16 protein-coding genes are annotated in these 15,795 nt (G+C 50.6%); 2 read left to right on the forward strand and 14 right to left on the reverse strand.

Annotated features, from left to right (window positions below):
- Positions 1-22: 22 nt before the first annotated feature.
- The 9 genes from udk to KNO85_RS09065 form a co-directional block, all read right to left on the reverse strand.
- Complete coding sequence (gene udk, locus KNO85_RS09025; protein WP_074035132.1) at positions 23-658, reverse strand: uridine kinase; 636 nt, start codon at positions 656-658, stop codon at positions 23-25.
- 16 nt (positions 659-674) lie between these two features.
- Positions 675-1,316: an O-methyltransferase gene (locus tag KNO85_RS09030; RefSeq protein ID WP_214748553.1), complete on the reverse strand. Its 642-nt coding sequence runs from the start codon at positions 1,314-1,316 to the stop codon at positions 675-677.
- 62 nt (positions 1,317-1,378) lie between these two features.
- Complete coding sequence (mltG, locus tag KNO85_RS09035; protein WP_214789240.1) at positions 1,379-2,521, reverse strand: endolytic transglycosylase MltG; 1,143 nt, start codon at positions 2,519-2,521, stop codon at positions 1,379-1,381.
- 67 nt (positions 2,522-2,588) lie between these two features.
- Positions 2,589-2,885: a DUF1292 domain-containing protein gene (locus tag KNO85_RS09040; RefSeq protein WP_078146594.1), complete on the reverse strand. Its 297-nt coding sequence runs from the start codon at positions 2,883-2,885 to the stop codon at positions 2,589-2,591.
- A gap of 14 nt (positions 2,886-2,899) precedes the next feature.
- Complete coding sequence (gene ruvX, locus KNO85_RS09045; RefSeq protein ID WP_214789243.1) at positions 2,900-3,322, reverse strand: Holliday junction resolvase RuvX; 423 nt, start codon at positions 3,320-3,322, stop codon at positions 2,900-2,902.
- A 1-nt stretch (position 3,323) separates the two neighbouring features.
- Positions 3,324-3,590, reverse strand: a complete 267-nt coding sequence (locus KNO85_RS09050; protein ID WP_015881196.1) for an IreB family regulatory phosphoprotein — start codon at positions 3,588-3,590, stop codon at positions 3,324-3,326.
- A 37-nt stretch (positions 3,591-3,627) separates the two neighbouring features.
- Complete coding sequence (gene alaS / locus KNO85_RS09055) at positions 3,628-6,270, reverse strand: alanine--tRNA ligase (RefSeq protein WP_214789245.1); 2,643 nt, start codon at positions 6,268-6,270, stop codon at positions 3,628-3,630.
- 309 nt (positions 6,271-6,579) lie between these two features.
- On the reverse strand, positions 6,580-8,787 hold the full coding sequence (gene recD2, locus KNO85_RS09060; protein WP_251130611.1) for an SF1B family DNA helicase RecD2: 2,208 nt from the start codon (positions 8,785-8,787) through the stop codon (positions 6,580-6,582).
- A 70-nt stretch (positions 8,788-8,857) separates the two neighbouring features.
- A complete protein-coding gene (locus KNO85_RS09065; protein WP_214789249.1) occupies positions 8,858-9,544 on the reverse strand; it encodes a hypothetical protein in 687 nt (228 codons plus the stop codon).
- A 115-nt stretch (positions 9,545-9,659) separates the two neighbouring features.
- Between KNO85_RS09065 and KNO85_RS09070 the strand changes: the two genes are divergently transcribed.
- Positions 9,660-10,208 (forward strand): VOC family protein, encoded by a 549-nt coding sequence (locus KNO85_RS09070; RefSeq protein ID WP_214789251.1) that lies wholly within the window; start codon positions 9,660-9,662, stop codon positions 10,206-10,208.
- 60 nt (positions 10,209-10,268) lie between these two features.
- On the opposite strand, the gene KNO85_RS09075 is transcribed toward KNO85_RS09070, so the two are convergent.
- The 4 genes from KNO85_RS09075 to cymR are packed head-to-tail and all read right to left on the reverse strand — an operon-like array spanning position 10,269 to position 13,623.
- Complete coding sequence (locus KNO85_RS09075; RefSeq protein ID WP_214789254.1) at positions 10,269-10,928, reverse strand: tetratricopeptide repeat protein; 660 nt, start codon at positions 10,926-10,928, stop codon at positions 10,269-10,271.
- Positions 10,929-10,939: 11 nt separating this feature from the next.
- Positions 10,940-12,061, reverse strand: coding sequence for a tRNA 2-thiouridine(34) synthase MnmA (gene mnmA / locus KNO85_RS09080; RefSeq protein WP_214789256.1), 1,122 nt, complete (start codon positions 12,059-12,061; stop codon positions 10,940-10,942).
- A complete protein-coding gene (locus tag KNO85_RS09085; protein ID WP_214789258.1) occupies positions 12,062-13,198 on the reverse strand; it encodes a cysteine desulfurase family protein in 1,137 nt (378 codons plus the stop codon).
- A 17-nt stretch (positions 13,199-13,215) separates the two neighbouring features.
- Entirely contained in the window at positions 13,216-13,623 is a 408-nt protein-coding gene (gene cymR, locus KNO85_RS09090; protein ID WP_074037447.1) for a cysteine metabolism transcriptional regulator CymR, read from the reverse strand.
- Positions 13,624-13,683: 60 nt separating this feature from the next.
- On the opposite strand from cymR, the gene KNO85_RS09095 reads away from it, so the two are divergent.
- Positions 13,684-15,000, forward strand: coding sequence for a replication-associated recombination protein A (locus tag KNO85_RS09095; RefSeq protein WP_214789261.1), 1,317 nt, complete (start codon positions 13,684-13,686; stop codon positions 14,998-15,000).
- Positions 15,001-15,012: 12 nt separating this feature from the next.
- On the opposite strand, the gene KNO85_RS09100 is transcribed toward KNO85_RS09095, so the two are convergent.
- The gene (locus KNO85_RS09100) at positions 15,013-15,780 is read right to left on the reverse strand and encodes a tRNA threonylcarbamoyladenosine dehydratase (RefSeq protein ID WP_214687847.1); all 768 of its coding nucleotides are present in this window, start codon (positions 15,778-15,780) and stop codon (positions 15,013-15,015) included.
- Positions 15,781-15,795 lie beyond the last annotated feature (15 nt).

Consider the following 15,795-nt stretch of genomic DNA (forward strand, 5'->3'; position numbering starts at 1 on the left):
AAATTGAAAACGATTTATTTCCTCACGCGCGATTGCGCTCAGTGAGCACCCAACGGATCTTCGTCACGAGTAAGTCGATTGCGACAAAATTTTCTCCGCCTTCAGGAACGATGATGTCCGCATACCGTTTCGTCGGCTCGCAGAATTGTAAATGCATCGGGCGTACGACATTCGTGTATTGTGCCACGACTGAATCGATTGAACGGCCTCGTTCATTAATGTCCCGCTGCATGCGGCGCAAGATTCGAACGTCGGCATCCGTATCCACGAACACTTTAATATCCATCAATTCACGCAAGCGGGCATCTTCAAGTGCCAAGATCCCCTCAACGATGACGACATCGACCGGTTCGATCAAAATCGTCTCATCAGACCGTGTATGGGCCGCATAGTCATATACCGGCTTTTCGACAGCTTGATGCTGTTGCAATTGTTGGATATGTTCAATTAGCAAATCGTTATCAAAGGCGAAGGGGTGGTCGTAGTTCGTCTTGTACCGTTCCTCCATCGTCATTTCGGATTGATCTTTATAATACGCGTCTTGTTCAATCATGACGACCGATTGACCTTTAAACGCATCGACGAGCGCACGGGCCACGGTCGTTTTTCCAGATCCGGTACCCCCGGCCACGCCAATAATGACGGGTTTATGTTGCATCAAAGTTAAGTCCTCCTCATCGTAATTTACGACTGATTGCTAGGCCATCACCAAGGGGCAAAATTGCAGTATGATAATCGGTCCGTGCCATCAATTGCTCAGTAAACTGTTTCACGAGACGGACAAGTCGGCGTCTGCGACGGTCAAGTACTGACACGTCCTCGAGCAAGACGTCCCCTCGTAAAAACAAATTATCGCTGTAAATCGTACCACCAATTGGTACTAAAGCGCCATACCCATCAAAAAATTTTTGATATTGTCCTTTTGCCGCATCAATAAACACGGCATCGAACTCACCTTCAATCGAACCAATCAATTCAACGGCGTCACCGTGAATCAATGTGATGCGATCGCGAACATCAGATCGTCCGATAAAGCCAGTCGCCTCTTCGAATCGACGGGCGTTTCGTTCAATCGTGACGATTTCGGCATCTGGTAACAACTCTGCCATACGGATTGCACTGTAGCCAATTGCCGTCCCCACCTCAAGGATACGGGTCGGTCGCTGCATCGCCAACAAAGAGAGAAGCACTTCAGAGCCCGTCAAGTCCATGATTGGAACGTGATGTTCTCGCGCAAATGCCTCCATCTCCGTCAACAGCGGAGAGCGGTCGTTGATCAATTGTTCTACATATCCCTCATAGGATGCATGGTCCACTCGTTCCACCTCTTAACTCTCTTCATTCAAACGACCGGAAGCATCCGCTTCCGGTCGTCCCATCAATTACTGTTCGCTTCTTCAAACGCTTCCCATTCGGAACGGTATTTATTGACGTTTTGTTGATGGTCCTCATAGTCCACTTCGAACAATACTTCCCCATTCGGGAATCCTTCACGCGGAGGGCGTGCATAGAAGTAAATGTTCGCCGTATCATTTGGATTGAGTACCGCCTCAAACGCGTCACGACTAACAGCCGCGATTGGACCGATCGGAATTCCTCCATAACGATACGTGTTATATAAGGAATCGTTCTCCAGGTCTGCGAATGAAGTAAAAATCGACGTCTCCCCTGTACCGTACCAGACGGTCGGGTCAGACTGTAGTTTCATACCATCATTCAGACGATTTTCAAAGACACCGGCAATCTCTTTCCGGTCTTCCGTTGACACGGCCTCTTTCTCGACAACCGATGCGAGCGCGAGCGTCTCATGGAACGTACGTCCTGAATCGGCCAAACGACCTTTGTACTCTTGATACATGCTTTCAGTCGGGAGTAGCATCTCATCGATGATTTCAGTGAGCGTTACCCCTTTATTGAATTCATACGTTGCTGGGAACAGGTATCCTTCAAGCGGATGATAAATACCTTCCTGCAATACTTCCTCCGTCAACATCTCATGCTCGTTCACGAGCGAACTAATATATTCACGGTCGCTCAATTGCTCAGAGATCTCTTCTTTCGGAATATCGGCCTCTTTCGCAAGTCGTGCGATGACTTGGTCGATTGTGAATCCTTCCGGAATGACAAGCTTGATATCAGGAACCACAATGACTTTACCTGTTTGCAACGTTTCAATCAACTCATCGATTGATTGAGACGGTGACAACGTATACGTCCCCGCTTGGAACGATGATTCGTTTTTAAAACGCGTATAGAAACGGAAAATCGTGCTACTCCTTACAAGCCCATTCTCTTCAAGTAATTCACCAATATATCCCGAACCAGCTCCGAGCGGGACTTCGACCTCAACTGTTTCAGTCGAAGTTGGATCAATCGGTTCGACGGAGCGCTTCACGAACACATAAGCGAGTGCCGAGCCTGTGGCGATGACGAGAAGGAAGATGGCAAGGATGACAACCGTGATGCGACGGACGATCCGGTTGCGGGCACGTTTCTCATCTGACATAGATGGATGATTCATGCATTTCTCCCCTGTTCATTTTATAAAGAGAGGCGACGAGGGAGATCCCTAGCCGCCCATCCCCTATTTAGTCTAGACCGACTTCGTCATTGACGATATCGAATGCTTCCATGACCTCTTCGAAGTCTTCATCGTCTTCGACGAGCTTCAAGATGAATTCGCCATCTTCAAGTTCTTCAATTTCAAATGCGTATACTTCGATTGTGTCTTCATCTTCTGTTTCCGGAGCGCCGACCGGTTCGAGCACGACGAATGTCTTCTTCGAACGGTCGCTTGTCATACGGAAAATTTCTGCAAATAAATGCTCGTCTCCATTTTCATCTGGAATACGGTACATTTCTTCTTCACGACGAATTTCTGCCATGAGAGATTCCTCCTTTATTTCCCGGAACGATCCAGGTAGTTTTGTAAAATCATCACGGCCGCCATTTTGTCGATGACCGCTTTTCTCTTTTTGCGGCTGACATCTGCTGAAATGAGCATCCGTTCCGCTTGCATCGTCGTCAATCGTTCATCCACCAACACGCAAGGTAAGCCTGTCTGCTCTGTGAACGCCTCAGCAAACGCCTCAGACGCCTCACCGCGCGGACCGATTGTCCCGTTCATGTTTTTCGGATGACCGACGACGACTTCTTTCACATCGTACTGCTCGATAAACGGACGAAGGAGACGGACGGCTTCGTCAAAGTCGGGTTCAGTCCAGTAGACCGTTTCCACACCTTGCGCCGTCCATCCCATCAGGTCACTTACTGCGACACCAATTGTCTTCGATCCGACATCGAGTCCCATGACTCGCTTCATATTAATCCTCTCTACGATCGTTCAAATACGATTTGACCAACTCTTCGAGAAGTTCATCCCGCTCAATTTTGCGAATCAAGTTTCGCGCATCATTATGACGTGGGATGTAGGCGGGGTCACCTGATAATAAGTATCCCACGATTTGATTGATCGGTTGATAACCTTTTTCCTCGAGTGCTTGATATACCGTAATCAGGGTCTCACGTGTGTTAGCACGTTGATCATCTTCTGGAAAATTGAATTGCATCGTGCGATCCATTTGGCTCACAAGAATCCACCTCTTTCCGTTTGCACTTCACACTCTATTATGCCAGTGATTGAACGTAATGTGAAGCAAACTTCAATGCTTCGTCCAGTTTTGTTGCGTCACGGCCACCTGCTTGTGCCATGTCTGGACGTCCGCCACCACCGCCGCCACAGCGTGTTGCGACTTCTTTAATGAGTTTTCCGGCATGGAAGCCACGGTCGTTCAAGTCTTTCGTCACACCTGCGACGAGGTTGACCTTCTCACCGTTCGCCGACCCAAGGATGATCACGGCAGAGCCGAGTTTTCCTTTCAAATCGTCGACCATGCTACGGAGGGCATCCATGTCTTGTCCATCGACACGCTTCGCGATCAATTGGACGTCACCGATTGTCTCGATCGCATCCGTCAATGAAGAAGCTTCGATGTTCGCGAGTTTCGCTTTGAGCGACTCTGAAGCACGCTCCACGTCTTTGATTTCAGCCTGAAGTGCTTGAACACGTGCTGGAACTTCGAGTGGTTTCGTTTTCAACAGTTTCGCCGCCGCTTCGAGCGTCTCGATTTGCTGGTTCATCACTTCGTATGCGCCAGCCCCTGTGACCGCTTCGATTCGACGTGTTCCTGCGCCAATTCCTGACTCAGACAAGATTTTAAAGAGTCCGATTTCAGCCGTATTGGATACGTGGCACCCACCGCAAAGTTCAACCGAGTAATCTCCAGCAGATACGACGCGAACGACATCACCGTATTTCTCGCCGAAGAGTGCCATCGCCCCTTTTGCTTTCGCATCAGCGATGTTCATCTCTTCGATGTCGACACCAATCGACGCCCAAATCTTCTCGTTCACTTGACGCTCAATCGATTGAAGCTCTTCTGGTGTCACTTGTCCGAAGTGAGAGAAGTCAAAACGAAGACGGTCTGGTGTCACGAGTGACCCTGCCTGATTGACGTGCTCACCGAGTGTGTCTTTGAGTGCACGGTGCAAGAGGTGCGTCGCGGTATGGTTCTTCACAATCGCTTGACGTGAGTCTTGGTCAACCGTCGCTGTCACTGCCACTTCCGCTTTCGCGACGCCTGACTCAACTGTGACCGTATGCAAGTTTTGGCCGTTCGGTGCTTTCGAGACATCTTTCACGCGAAGAAGGAAGTCTTCCCCAACGATTTGTCCTTTGTCCCCGATTTGACCGCCGCTCTCTGCATAGAATGGCGTTTGATCAAGGATCACTTGCGCTTCTTCTCCTGCTGCAACCACGTCGACGAGTTCCCCGTCGTGAATCAAGCTGACGATTTTCGCGTTCGTCTCAAGATTGTTGTATCCGAGGAACGTCGATGGCATCGTAATATCCGCGAGTACGCCAGATTGGATTTGCATCGATTCGACGTCAGCGCGTGCTTGACGTGCACGTTCACGTTGCTCGTTCATCGCTTCTTTGAAGCCGTCTTCATCGACCGTCATGTGATGGTCTTCAGCGTATTCGATTGTCAATTCAAGTGGGAAGCCGTACGTGTCATAGAGACGGAACGCATCTTGACCACTGATCACGTTTGAACCTGCAGCTTTTTGCGCTTTCGCAACTTCGTTCAAGATTGCGAGTCCGTCGTTCAACGTTTCATGGAAACGCTCTTCCTCGTTCTTGATGACTTTTTTGATGAAGTCTTTCTTCTCGTTCACTTGTGGATAGAAGTCGACCATGATGTCACCGACGACGTCCACGAGTTCGTGCATGAACGGGCGCTCGATGCCTAGCATCTTCGCATAGCGGACCGCACGACGGAGAAGACGACGGAGGACATATCCACGTCCTTCGTTCGACGGGAGTGCCCCGTCACCAATCGCGAACGATACGGTACGGATGTGGTCAGCGATGACTTTGAACGCCACATCCTTGCTGCTGTCTTGACGATACACGTCTCCACTGATTTTTTCTGTTTCACGAATAATTGGCATGAAGAGGTCCGTATCGAAGTTTGTCGGTACGTCTTGAAGGACGCTCGCCATCCGTTCGAGTCCCATCCCCGTATCAATGTTTTTACGTGGAAGCTCTGTGTAGTTGCCGTGTCCGTCATGGTTATATTGGCTGAATACGATGTTCCAAATTTCAAGGTAACGCTCGTTCTCCCCGCCTGGGTAGAGTTCAGGATCTGTCGGGTCGTCTCCGAACGCAGGACCACGGTCGAAGAAGATTTCGGTGTTCGGACCAGATGGGCCTTCGCCGATTTCCCAGAAGTTATCTTCAAGTGGGATGATGCGGTCAGCCGGCATGCCGAGGTTCAACCAGATTTGTTTTGATTCTTCATCGTCTGGGTGAATTGTGACCGAGAGACGGTCCGGGTCGAGACCGTACCATTCATCACTCGTCAACAGTTCCCAGCCCCATGTGATCGCTTCTTCACGGAAGTATTCTCCGACTGAGAAGTTCCCGAGCATCTCGAAGAACGTATGGTGACGTGCTGTCTTCCCGACGTTCTCGATATCGTTCGTACGAATCGATTTTTGTGCGTTGACGATACGTGGGTTTGCCGGGATGACACGTCCATCAAAGTATTTCTTCAATGTCGCGACACCTGAGTTGATCCATAAAAGGGTAGGATCTTCGACCGGTACGAGTGACGCACTCGGCTCAACGCTGTGACCTTTTGATTTGAAGAAATCTAAGTACATTTGGCGAATCTGTGCGCCAGTCAATGATTTGAGCGGTTTCATGAACAATTCCTCCTTATTTCTGAACGAAACGAAAAAAAGCGATGCCTGCCCCTGTGGAAAGGGACGAAAGCATCGCTTCGTGGTACCACCCTCGTTCGCACGGTAAACACCGTGCCTCGAACATCCGTTAACGTGGATGAGGCGCCCAGGTTGAGTGGGGACTCCAGAATAGCTTCGGTCGGCCGACCTCCATCTTCTCGCAGCCAAGGAAGATGTCTCTGTAGAGGCGGTGACGACGTACTCATTTCCTTCATCGTCTGTATCGTTTCAGTTATCTATTCGTCATTATCACACGCGCTTATGAAGACGTCAAGACTTCCCGCCTAAGCGCTCCACCAATTTCGTTCGACGAACCGGCTCTTCTTCTCGTGTTGCTGCCTCGAGCGCTCGTACGTCTCCAAATAACAGTAAACTTTTCTTCGCTCGCGTGACGGCCGTATAAATCAAGTTCCTCGACGAGCGGAAGCCACCCGTGAAGAAGACCGGCATAAGCACGATCGGGAATTCGGACCCTTGTGACTTATGGATCGTGATGGCATATGCGTGGGTGAACTGGTCCCATTCACTGCGGTTATATTCGACTTCTGTCTGATCGAATCGGATATAAATTTTATCGACTTTATCGACGTTCTCTTTTGCGAAGAAAATATTTGTGATTTCACCGATATCTCCGTTATAGACGTTCTCTTCGGCGTTGTTGACGAGTTGTAGCACTTTATCGCCGTTTCGGTAAATACGTGTCCCGTGCTTCACTTCTCGGGCGCCCGATTTCGGATTGAATACGTTTTGGAGCGCCTCGTTCAACCCGTCGATTCCGCACACACCTCGATACGTCGGAGCGAGCACTTGGATATCAAATGGCGAATACCCTTTCCGAAGGGCCGCACCTGCCATCTGACAAATCGCTTGAAGCGCCGTCTCTTGGTTCGCCGTATAGAATCGACGGTCCGGGAGCGCCGCCAATAAATCTTCTGGCATTTTTTTAGCGTTCAACGAATGGGCGAGTCGCAAGATGCTCGACTCCGACGCCTGACGGTGGACGACGTCGAGTCGGACGACCGGAATCCCGTCCGTCGCCATCAAATCGGCGAGCACTTGACCCGGACCGACCGAAGGAAGCTGATCGCGGTCACCGACGAACAAAATCTTCATGCCGTTCGGAACCGCCTTCAACAAGCTCCTGAACAAGAAAATATCAATCATCGATGCCTCGTCGACAATGAGTACTTTTCCCACGAGCGGATTCGTCTCATCGACTTGGAACGAACTTCCGTCAAACTTCAACAGACGGTGAATCGTCGATGCCGGGAGACCCGTCGATTCACTGAGCCGTTTTGCGGCACGACCCGTCGGTGCGGCCAACACGAACGGGAACGGTTGGTTCGGGACGGGTTCGAGTTTCCAGTCGAAAACGTCACTCAGTGCATGAATGATGCCTCGGACGACCGTCGTCTTCCCGGTACCCGGACCTCCCGTGAGGACCATGAGCGGTGATTTGAGCGCAAGTTCGATTGCCTCTCGTTGTTGTGTCGCGTATTCAATCGAGAACATTTCTTCGACACGACCGACCGCGTCAAAGATTGTCGTCATATCCACGTCCTCCGTCGTCGATGTCGCCATGATGCGCGCCAACTCTTCTGCCGCCTTCCGTTCGGCGCGAAACACGCGAGGGTGATACACGACCGCGTCATCGATGACGACCCGTTCTTCTTTTGCGAGCGATTCTAATGCTGTGACGAGCGCGTCACCTGGGTCCGCCCCGATGATACGTGGCATCTCCGCTTCGAGTTGCTCCGCTGTCACATACAAATGACCGTTCCCTTGTTCGAGTTCCAACACGTAAAGGACCGCTGCCGCGATACGTTCGGGATGAATCCCTTGAATCCCAAAATGCGCGGCGATGGCATCCGCTGTCTTGAATCCGATTCCTTGCACATCATACATGAGCGCATACGGATTCTTCTCAATCGTTTCCATCGCCCGTCCTTCATATTCTTTATGAATTTTCGAGGCGAGACGCGGCGTGACGTCGAATGGGGCGAGAAACAACAACAGTTGGTCGACGCCATACAAGACGTTCAGACGTTCCGTAATGACGCGCGCCTGCTTTTCTTTCAATCCGTCGACTTCCGAGAGAATACTCGGATGCTTCACGATTTGGTCGATACAATCATCCCCGAGTGTATCCGCAATCTTTTGAGCGGTCTTTTGACCAATCCCAGGGAAGGAACCGTTCGTCAAAAAACGGACGGCGGCACGTTTTGTCATCGGAACGACGCGACGAATCCAATCCGCTTTCATCTGTTTCCCGAATCGAGGATGCTCGACGAGGCGACCGTGCGCTTTATACGTCTCTCCCTTTTCGATGCCGACTCCGACGCCAGCGATGACCATCTCGGTCTCGTCCGTCTCAAAATTCTTTTCTTTTATTCTGACGAGCGCAATGGTGTGCGCTTCTTCTTCTGATTGAAACAGGACTCGAATGACTTTTCCAGTCAACTCGTAAGGTGCTGCCATCATATCCGACACCTCCAGCTATTTTTCCATCATTCATTATAGCCCGAGATGAATCGATTGAACAAATGCCCTAGTCGAACAGACTCAAGATTTGCTCGATTCTGTCGAGGTCGACGACTTCTAATATGCGAATGAGTTGTTCAAGGTCGACTCGGTCCAAGATGCGCTCGACTTGTTCGAGATCCACCTCTTCTATTAAACGTTGTATCCGGTCCAAATCACCTGACGCCTCGTACGCTTCAAGTTTTGTAAAGAGTTCGGTCTTCTCGATACGAATCGAATCCTCTAACATCCCTCTAGCCCCAAATAAGACGAGACCGATGACCGCTAGTTGAATCAACCAATTCGTGACGACTTTCCAAAACGGGACGGTCTGTCCGATGAACGGGATGAGCGGAATGAACGTCAATTGTAAGAGCAAGATTCCGACTTGGACATATACGTTCGGAATCAACAACCCTAGAATCGCAAGAAGCAATGGAACGAACCATCCGACCCCGACATGTTCCGACGTGAGTTGCCAAGACTTTTGTTGCGAGTACACATAATGGACACCCCACCCGACAACGAGAAGCGCCACAAACAGAATGAGTAGTAACGTTAATAGTCCACGTGGCTCGACGACCACTTGATATAAAATCGTGTTCGTCCACTTTCCTTCAGCAAGTCGCTGATTTACCGTTTCAAATAATTGCGTGAACCATACATACTCGATTATGAAAAACAAGATGACACTGACCATGCTATATTTTCGCAAACGATTCGACCTCCTTCTATAAGTTGTCATTCCCTCACTTTCAGACAGCTAGTCGCGTTTTTGATTGATGGAAAGCGGGAACTGTTCGAATGACACATTGAAGGAGGCGTCATATATGGGTAAACGAATTCCAGTCAGCGGTCTATGTGAGCTTGTATTAGAAGTGACAGATATGGAAGAAGCCGTTTCGTTTTGGTCTGAAAAATTAGGTCTCCCCGTCGTCGAACAATGGGTGGGAGACGATGCGGAACCGAGTGAATCGCAAGAACAGGCAAATGAGCCGTGGGCAACGTGGCTCTATATCGGAGGAAACACACGACTTGGACTTTGGCTAAAGCGAGATTTCACCGAGGAAGAGGACGCCAATCGAAAACAAGACGTGACCGAGTGGGACACGCTCTATGATGAAGGTGGAGTCCACGTCCACTGCGCGTTCTTCGTGCCGATGGAGTCGTTTGAAAAGGCACTCGAGATTTTGGATGAGACCGATGTACCCGTAAAATTACGGACGTGGGACGAAGATGAAACGAAGAACGGGAAAGAACGGTCGGCGTACTTCAAAGACCCGAGCCATAACATCATTGAATTGTACACGAAAAATATGGACGAGGCTTACGGTGATTTCGCCGGGGAACCCGTCAAGATTACGACGAAACAACTTTAATCACGAGCACTAAAAAAAGTGCCATCGCTCCATTGCGATGGCACTTTCCTATTCAAGAGATTAGTTTCCGAGCAGTGCATCCATCTTCGCGATGGCGTCTCGTGCGAGTTCGTGATCTGGTTGCATCTCCAAGACACGTTGGAGCTCCGCATACGTCCGTTCCTGGTCACCTAAGAACGCATAAGCGATTGCCAAGTTATAGCGAGCGTCTGTATGGCTTGCATCGAGGTCGAGCGTCTCTTCTAATGCGACGACCGCCTCTTCTAACTGTTCACTTTGTGCGAGTGCGAGTCCGTACTGGAACGTGATTTCTACGTCTTCAGGCGATTGCTTTTTCGCTTCGCGCAGGCGTGGCATCGCACGAACGAAGTCACCCATCGCCTTGTACGTCAACCCGAGCATGAAATGAAGATCAGCATCGTCCATTCCAGACAGGAGCGCTTGACGTAGTGAGGCCTCCGCCGACTCCAATTGCTCGAGTTCATAAGCGAGAGCACCTTTCGCATAGTGCGCGGCACCGAACGAACCGTCGAGTTCGATCGCCTTGTCATAGAAGATGACGGCACGATCGTAGTCGTTGATGGCCTGAAACAACGTTCCCATGTTGACGAAGCCAGTCGGGTCCGTCGGGTTCGCTTCAATCGCCTCATTGAAATGTTTGGCCGCCTGTTCGAATTCACCTTGCTGCATCGCTTGGATGCCTTGTTCGTTTGCGTTCATATTCAATCACCTCATCCGATATAGTCGAGTCGTTTTCCGTTTCGATACGCTTCGTCGATTGTCGCCCCACCAAGACAGACGTCGCCATCATAGAAGACGACCGCTTGTCCAGGTGTGATGGCACGTTGCGGCTCATCGAACTTGACGAGTACTTCTCCGTTTTCAAGAGGGGCGACCGTGACCGGCACGTCTTGTTGACGATAGCGGAATTTCGCCGTCGCCCGGAACTCGCCAGTCGGAGCAGCCCCCGTCCAAGAGAGTTTTGACGCGAGAAGCGCATCTGAATAGAGTGCGTCGTGATGGAAGCCTTGTCCGACGAACAAGACGTTATTCTCGACATCTTTTCCGACGACGAACCAAGGGTCCCCGTCGCCACCAATCCCGAGACCGTGACGTTGTCCGAGCGTATAATACATCAAGCCGTCGTGACGTCCTTTGACGACACCGTCGAGCGTCCGCATCTCACCAGGTTGTGACGGAAGGTATTCCGATAAGAACTCTTTAAAGTTCCGTTCACCGATAAAGCAGATCCCGGTCGAATCTTTTTTCTTCGCCGTCGCAAGGCCTGCTTCTTCAGCGATCACACGCACATCTTTCTTGTCCATATGACCGATCGGGAACATCGTCCGTGCGAGCTGATCTTGTGACAATTGATTCAAGAAATACGTCTGGTCTTTATTGTCGTCTTTCCCACGCAACAAGCGATGTTCTCCGTCGACATATTCCACTTGGGCGTAATGACCTGTCGCGACAAAGTCCGCACCGAGTCGAAGGGCATGGTCAAGGAACGCCTTGAATTTGATCTCTTTGTTACACATGACGTCCGGGTTCGGGGTACGACCGAGACGATATTCCGCCAAGAAATATTCAAATACGCGATCCCAATATTCTTTCTCGAAGTTGACCGCATAGTAAGGGATCCCGATTTGGTTCGCGACGGCGATGACGTCTTCATAGTCTTCTGTCGCCGTACACACACCGTTCTCGTCTGTGTCATCCCAGTTTTTCATAAAAATCCCGATGACGTTGTACCCTTGCTCTTTCAACACATGGGCCGTCACCGATGAATCGACGCCACCTGACATACCGACGACGACTGTCGTCTCTTCAGGGGCTTTCGTGCGTAAATTCATCTATCTCACTCCGTTCATAAATGTCGAGACGACTTCTTGTAGTCGCTCCGCGAGCCGTTTCGCGTCCTCGACCGAGTTGCCGTGGCCAAAACTGATTCGAACAGACTGACGCGTCCGTTCTGAATCCCCGTACATCGCCGACAATACATGGGACGGTTCAACCGACCCCGCCGTGCAGGCACTTCCGCTCGAAATCGCCATGCCCCGCATATCCATCATGATGAGGAAGGGTTCAAGGTCAATTCCAGGAAGGTATAAATTCACGATGTGAGGTAAACGATTCGACCCGTTCACCTCATAAGTTACGCCGAGTTCGTCAAGGCGCTGACGGAGCGCCGTATCGAGCGACTCATAATGAGCCACTCGGGTCTCACGTTCTGCCATGACGAGTTCAGCTGCTTTTTGGAATCCGACGGCACCCGGAACATTTTCCGTGCCGGCTCGACGTTTACGTTCTTGTTGTCCACCAAAAGAACGTGACGCTAATTTTACACCTGTTTTCATGAAAAGAAAACCGATACCTTTCGGTCCATTCACTTTATGTGCGGATGCCGACAATAAATCGACATGAACTGCCTTCACATCAATCATTTCTGTACCGAGCGCTTGTACCGCATCGGTATGAAAGATGGCTTGATGGTCTTGTAACAACTCCCCGATCTCCTGAATCGGTTGACGTGTCCCGACCTCGTTGTTACCGTACATGACCGATACGAGAATGGTGTCATCCCGTAATGCCGCACGCACCGCGTCGACAGTGACGGCTCCCGACGCTTCGACATCGAGATACGTGACATCGAAGCCCTCGCGTTCGAGTTGCTCCATCGCGTGAAGAACGGCGTGATGTTCGACTTTCGTCGTGATGATATGTTTTCCTTTTTCTTGATGGGCATATGCCGCACCAAACAAGGCGTAATTATCCGACTCCGTCCCACCTGACGTAAAGACAATCTCGTTCGGTGAAGCACCGATCCATTTCGCAAGGACACGACGTGACGAATCGAGCGCCGCCCGGGCGTTACGTCCAATCCCGTGGATGCTCGATGCGTTCCCGTACGTATCTAAAAAGTAGGGTGTCATCGCTTCGAGGACTTCTGGTCGCATCGGTGTCGTCGCAGCGTGATCAAAATAGTTCATCTAAAGTCACCTCATTATTAAATATAAAACATATAGCCGTCTGACTCTTCCTCAGCAAGGTCAGCGAGTGTCGTTTCGTCAAGGACGGTATCAATGGCTTCTTTGATTTTATCCCAAAGCTTCCGTTTCACCGCATCATCTGCTTCAGATTCTTCGACGATAGCGAGCGGTCCTTCAAGCAAGCGAATGATTTCACCCGCTGTCACTTCTTCTGGCGGTTTGACGAGCTGATAGCCGCCATACGCACCACGCACGCTCTTGACGAGTCCACCGTTACGGAGTGGCCCGATCAATTGCTCTAAATAATGCTCTGGCAATTCATGTCGTGCCGCGATCTTTTTTAAACTGAGCGGTTTATTATCTGTCTCGCGCGCCAACGCAATCATAATCGTCAAGCCATAACGGCCTTTTGTAGATATTTTCATCTTCAAGTCTCCTTCTGTTATACTAATCGAACAAACGTTTGTCGAAAGGAATGGTTACGTATGCCTGATCTATTTCATCAATCGAATGGCGGACCACTCGCCAACCGGATGCGGCCCGAAACGTTAGATGACGTCATCGGACAGCGCCATATTGTTGGCGAGGGCAAGCTACTTCGTCGTGCCATCGAAGCCGACCGACTCGGTACGATTATTCTTTATGGTCCACCTGGAACCGGGAAGACGACACTCGCCCGTGTCATTTCGAATTACACGAAAGCGACATTCGTCCAATTGAACGCCGTCACGGCCAAACTCGAGGAATTGCGGAACGTCATTCGTGAGGCCGAGTCCCGGTTTGACTATGAGGACGAACGAACAATTCTCTTTTTAGATGAGATCCATCGATTCAATAAGCTTCAGCAAGACGCGCTCCTCCCTGCTCTGGAGTCCGGCAAGCTCGTCCTCATCGGAGCGACGACCGAAAACCCGAGCTTTGAAGTGAACGCCGCCCTCTTGTCACGAGCGACCGTCTTTCGGCTTGAACCACCGGGTGCCGAGGAATTACGCACTGTTCTCGAACGGGCGCTACACGACTCACGCGGTCTCGGAAACTACCCGGTGAAGATGGATGAAGCTGCTGCAGACCATTATATCAAAATGGCGGATGGTGACTACCGTGTCCTATTGAACGCACTCGAACTCGCCGTCTTGACAACACCAGAGATAGATGGACAGATTCACATCACGCTCGAGGTCGCGGAAGAGTCGATTCAACAAAAGTCGATCAAGTACGATAAGACAGGCGACCGACACTACGACGTGATCTCGGCGTTCATCAAATCGATTCGCGGTTCGGACCCGGATGCGGCGCTTTACTGGCTCGCTGTCATGATTGAGGCTGGTGAGTCACCGCGCTTCATCATGCGTCGTCTTTACGTCCATGCTGCCGAGGATATCGGAATGAGCGACCCGAACGCGCTACTGATCGTCGATGCGGCAGCACGAGCGAGTGAGTACATCGGTTTCCCAGAAGCTCGCATACCGATCGCAGAAGCCGTCCTGTACTTGGCGACCGCTCCAAAATCGAATGCGGTTATCACCGCCATCGATAAGGCGCTTCACCACGTCCGTACAGTCGAGGGTGGACCTGTGCCCGTACATTTGCGCGACGCCCACAGTCCAGGAGCACGTGAACTTGGAAACGGGGTCGGTTACAAATATCCGCACGATGAAAAAGACGGGTTCGTCCCTCAAAACTACTGGCCAGAAAACTTGGCTAGAAAACGACCAAATTACTATAAACCGACACCACGTGGATTCGAGCAACAAATTCAAAAACGGCTCGATTATTGGGAAAAACGACGCGACTCGAAATGAGCCAGCGTCGTTTTATTTTTGGATGCGGTTGATTTCGACGCCCGCTTTTTCGAGCAAATCATTGATGACGTAACCCGCAGCGACAAGTCCTGCAACCGATGGGACGAATGCGTTCGAGCTCGGTGGCATCTTCGCTTTCCGAATCGGAGCGTCTTTCTTCCCGACGACCTCGTTCACATCTTCGCGTGTCACGATTGGAGATTCGTCTGAGAAGACGACTGGGACGCCTTTATAGATTTTTTCTTTACGCAGACGTGTGCGGACCATCTTCGCAATCGGGTCATATGACGTATCTTTAATGTCGACGACTTTGATGCGTGTCGGATCCATCTTATTCGCCATCCCCATGCTCGAGATGACCGGGATGCCGCGACGTTTACATTCCACGATTAAATGAATCTTATAGATGATCGTATCTGACGCATCGATGACGTAGTCGATGTTTTGAGCGAAGAACTCTTCATATGTCTCTTCTGTATAGAACATCTTCAATTGGACGAGGTCTAAGTCCGGGTTGATGTCGAGGAGACGTTTCCCCATCGCTTCGACTTTCGGTTGACCGACTGTCGACAATAATGCGTGGATTTGACGGTTGACGTTCGTGATGTCGATATCATCTTTGTCGACGAGGACGATGCGTCCGACGCCACTGCGCGCAAGTGCCTCTGCCGCAAACGAGCCGACACCGCCGACACCTAAAATCGCGACCGTTTTATTCTTTAGAGCATCCAGGCCTTCAGAACCGATGGCCAATTCATTTCGTGAAAACTGGTGTAACATGTTTCTTCCTCCAAC

Source organism: Exiguobacterium sp. s124, from assembly GCF_018617485.1.
GTDB lineage: Bacteria > Bacillota > Bacilli > Exiguobacteriales > Exiguobacteriaceae > Exiguobacterium > Exiguobacterium aestuarii.

What these genes read in the sequence shown, in the direction of transcription:
- udk (WP_074035132.1), bottom strand. Translation starts at nt 658, where the DNA reads ATGCAACATAAACCCGTCATTATTGGCGTGGCCGGGGGTACCGGATCT.
- cymR (WP_074037447.1), bottom strand. Translation starts at nt 13,623, where the DNA reads ATGAAAATATCTACAAAAGGCCGTTATGGCTTGACGATTATGATTGCG.
- KNO85_RS09100 (WP_214687847.1), bottom strand. Translation starts at nt 15,780, where the DNA reads ATGTTACACCAGTTTTCACGAAATGAATTGGCCATCGGTTCTGAAGGC.
- recD2 (WP_251130611.1), bottom strand. Translation starts at nt 8,787, where the DNA reads ATGGCAGCACCTTACGAGTTGACTGGAAAAGTCATTCGAGTCCTGTTT.
- alaS (WP_214789245.1), bottom strand. Translation starts at nt 6,270, where the DNA reads ATGAAACCGCTCAAATCATTGACTGGCGCACAGATTCGCCAAATGTAC.
- KNO85_RS09085 (WP_214789258.1), bottom strand. Translation starts at nt 13,198, where the DNA reads ATGAACTATTTTGATCACGCTGCGACGACACCGATGCGACCAGAAGTC.
- KNO85_RS09095 (WP_214789261.1), top strand. Translation starts at nt 13,684, where the DNA reads ATGCCTGATCTATTTCATCAATCGAATGGCGGACCACTCGCCAACCGG.
- KNO85_RS09075 (WP_214789254.1), bottom strand. Translation starts at nt 10,928, where the DNA reads ATGAACGCAAACGAACAAGGCATCCAAGCGATGCAGCAAGGTGAATTC.
- KNO85_RS09040 (WP_078146594.1), bottom strand. Translation starts at nt 2,885, where the DNA reads ATGGCAGAAATTCGTCGTGAAGAAGAAATGTACCGTATTCCAGATGAA.
- ruvX (WP_214789243.1), bottom strand. Translation starts at nt 3,322, where the DNA reads ATGAAGCGAGTCATGGGACTCGATGTCGGATCGAAGACAATTGGTGTC.
- KNO85_RS09070 (WP_214789251.1), top strand. Translation starts at nt 9,660, where the DNA reads ATGGGTAAACGAATTCCAGTCAGCGGTCTATGTGAGCTTGTATTAGAA.
- mltG (WP_214789240.1), bottom strand. Translation starts at nt 2,521, where the DNA reads ATGAATCATCCATCTATGTCAGATGAGAAACGTGCCCGCAACCGGATC.
- mnmA (WP_214789256.1), bottom strand. Translation starts at nt 12,061, where the DNA reads ATGAATTTACGCACGAAAGCCCCTGAAGAGACGACAGTCGTCGTCGGT.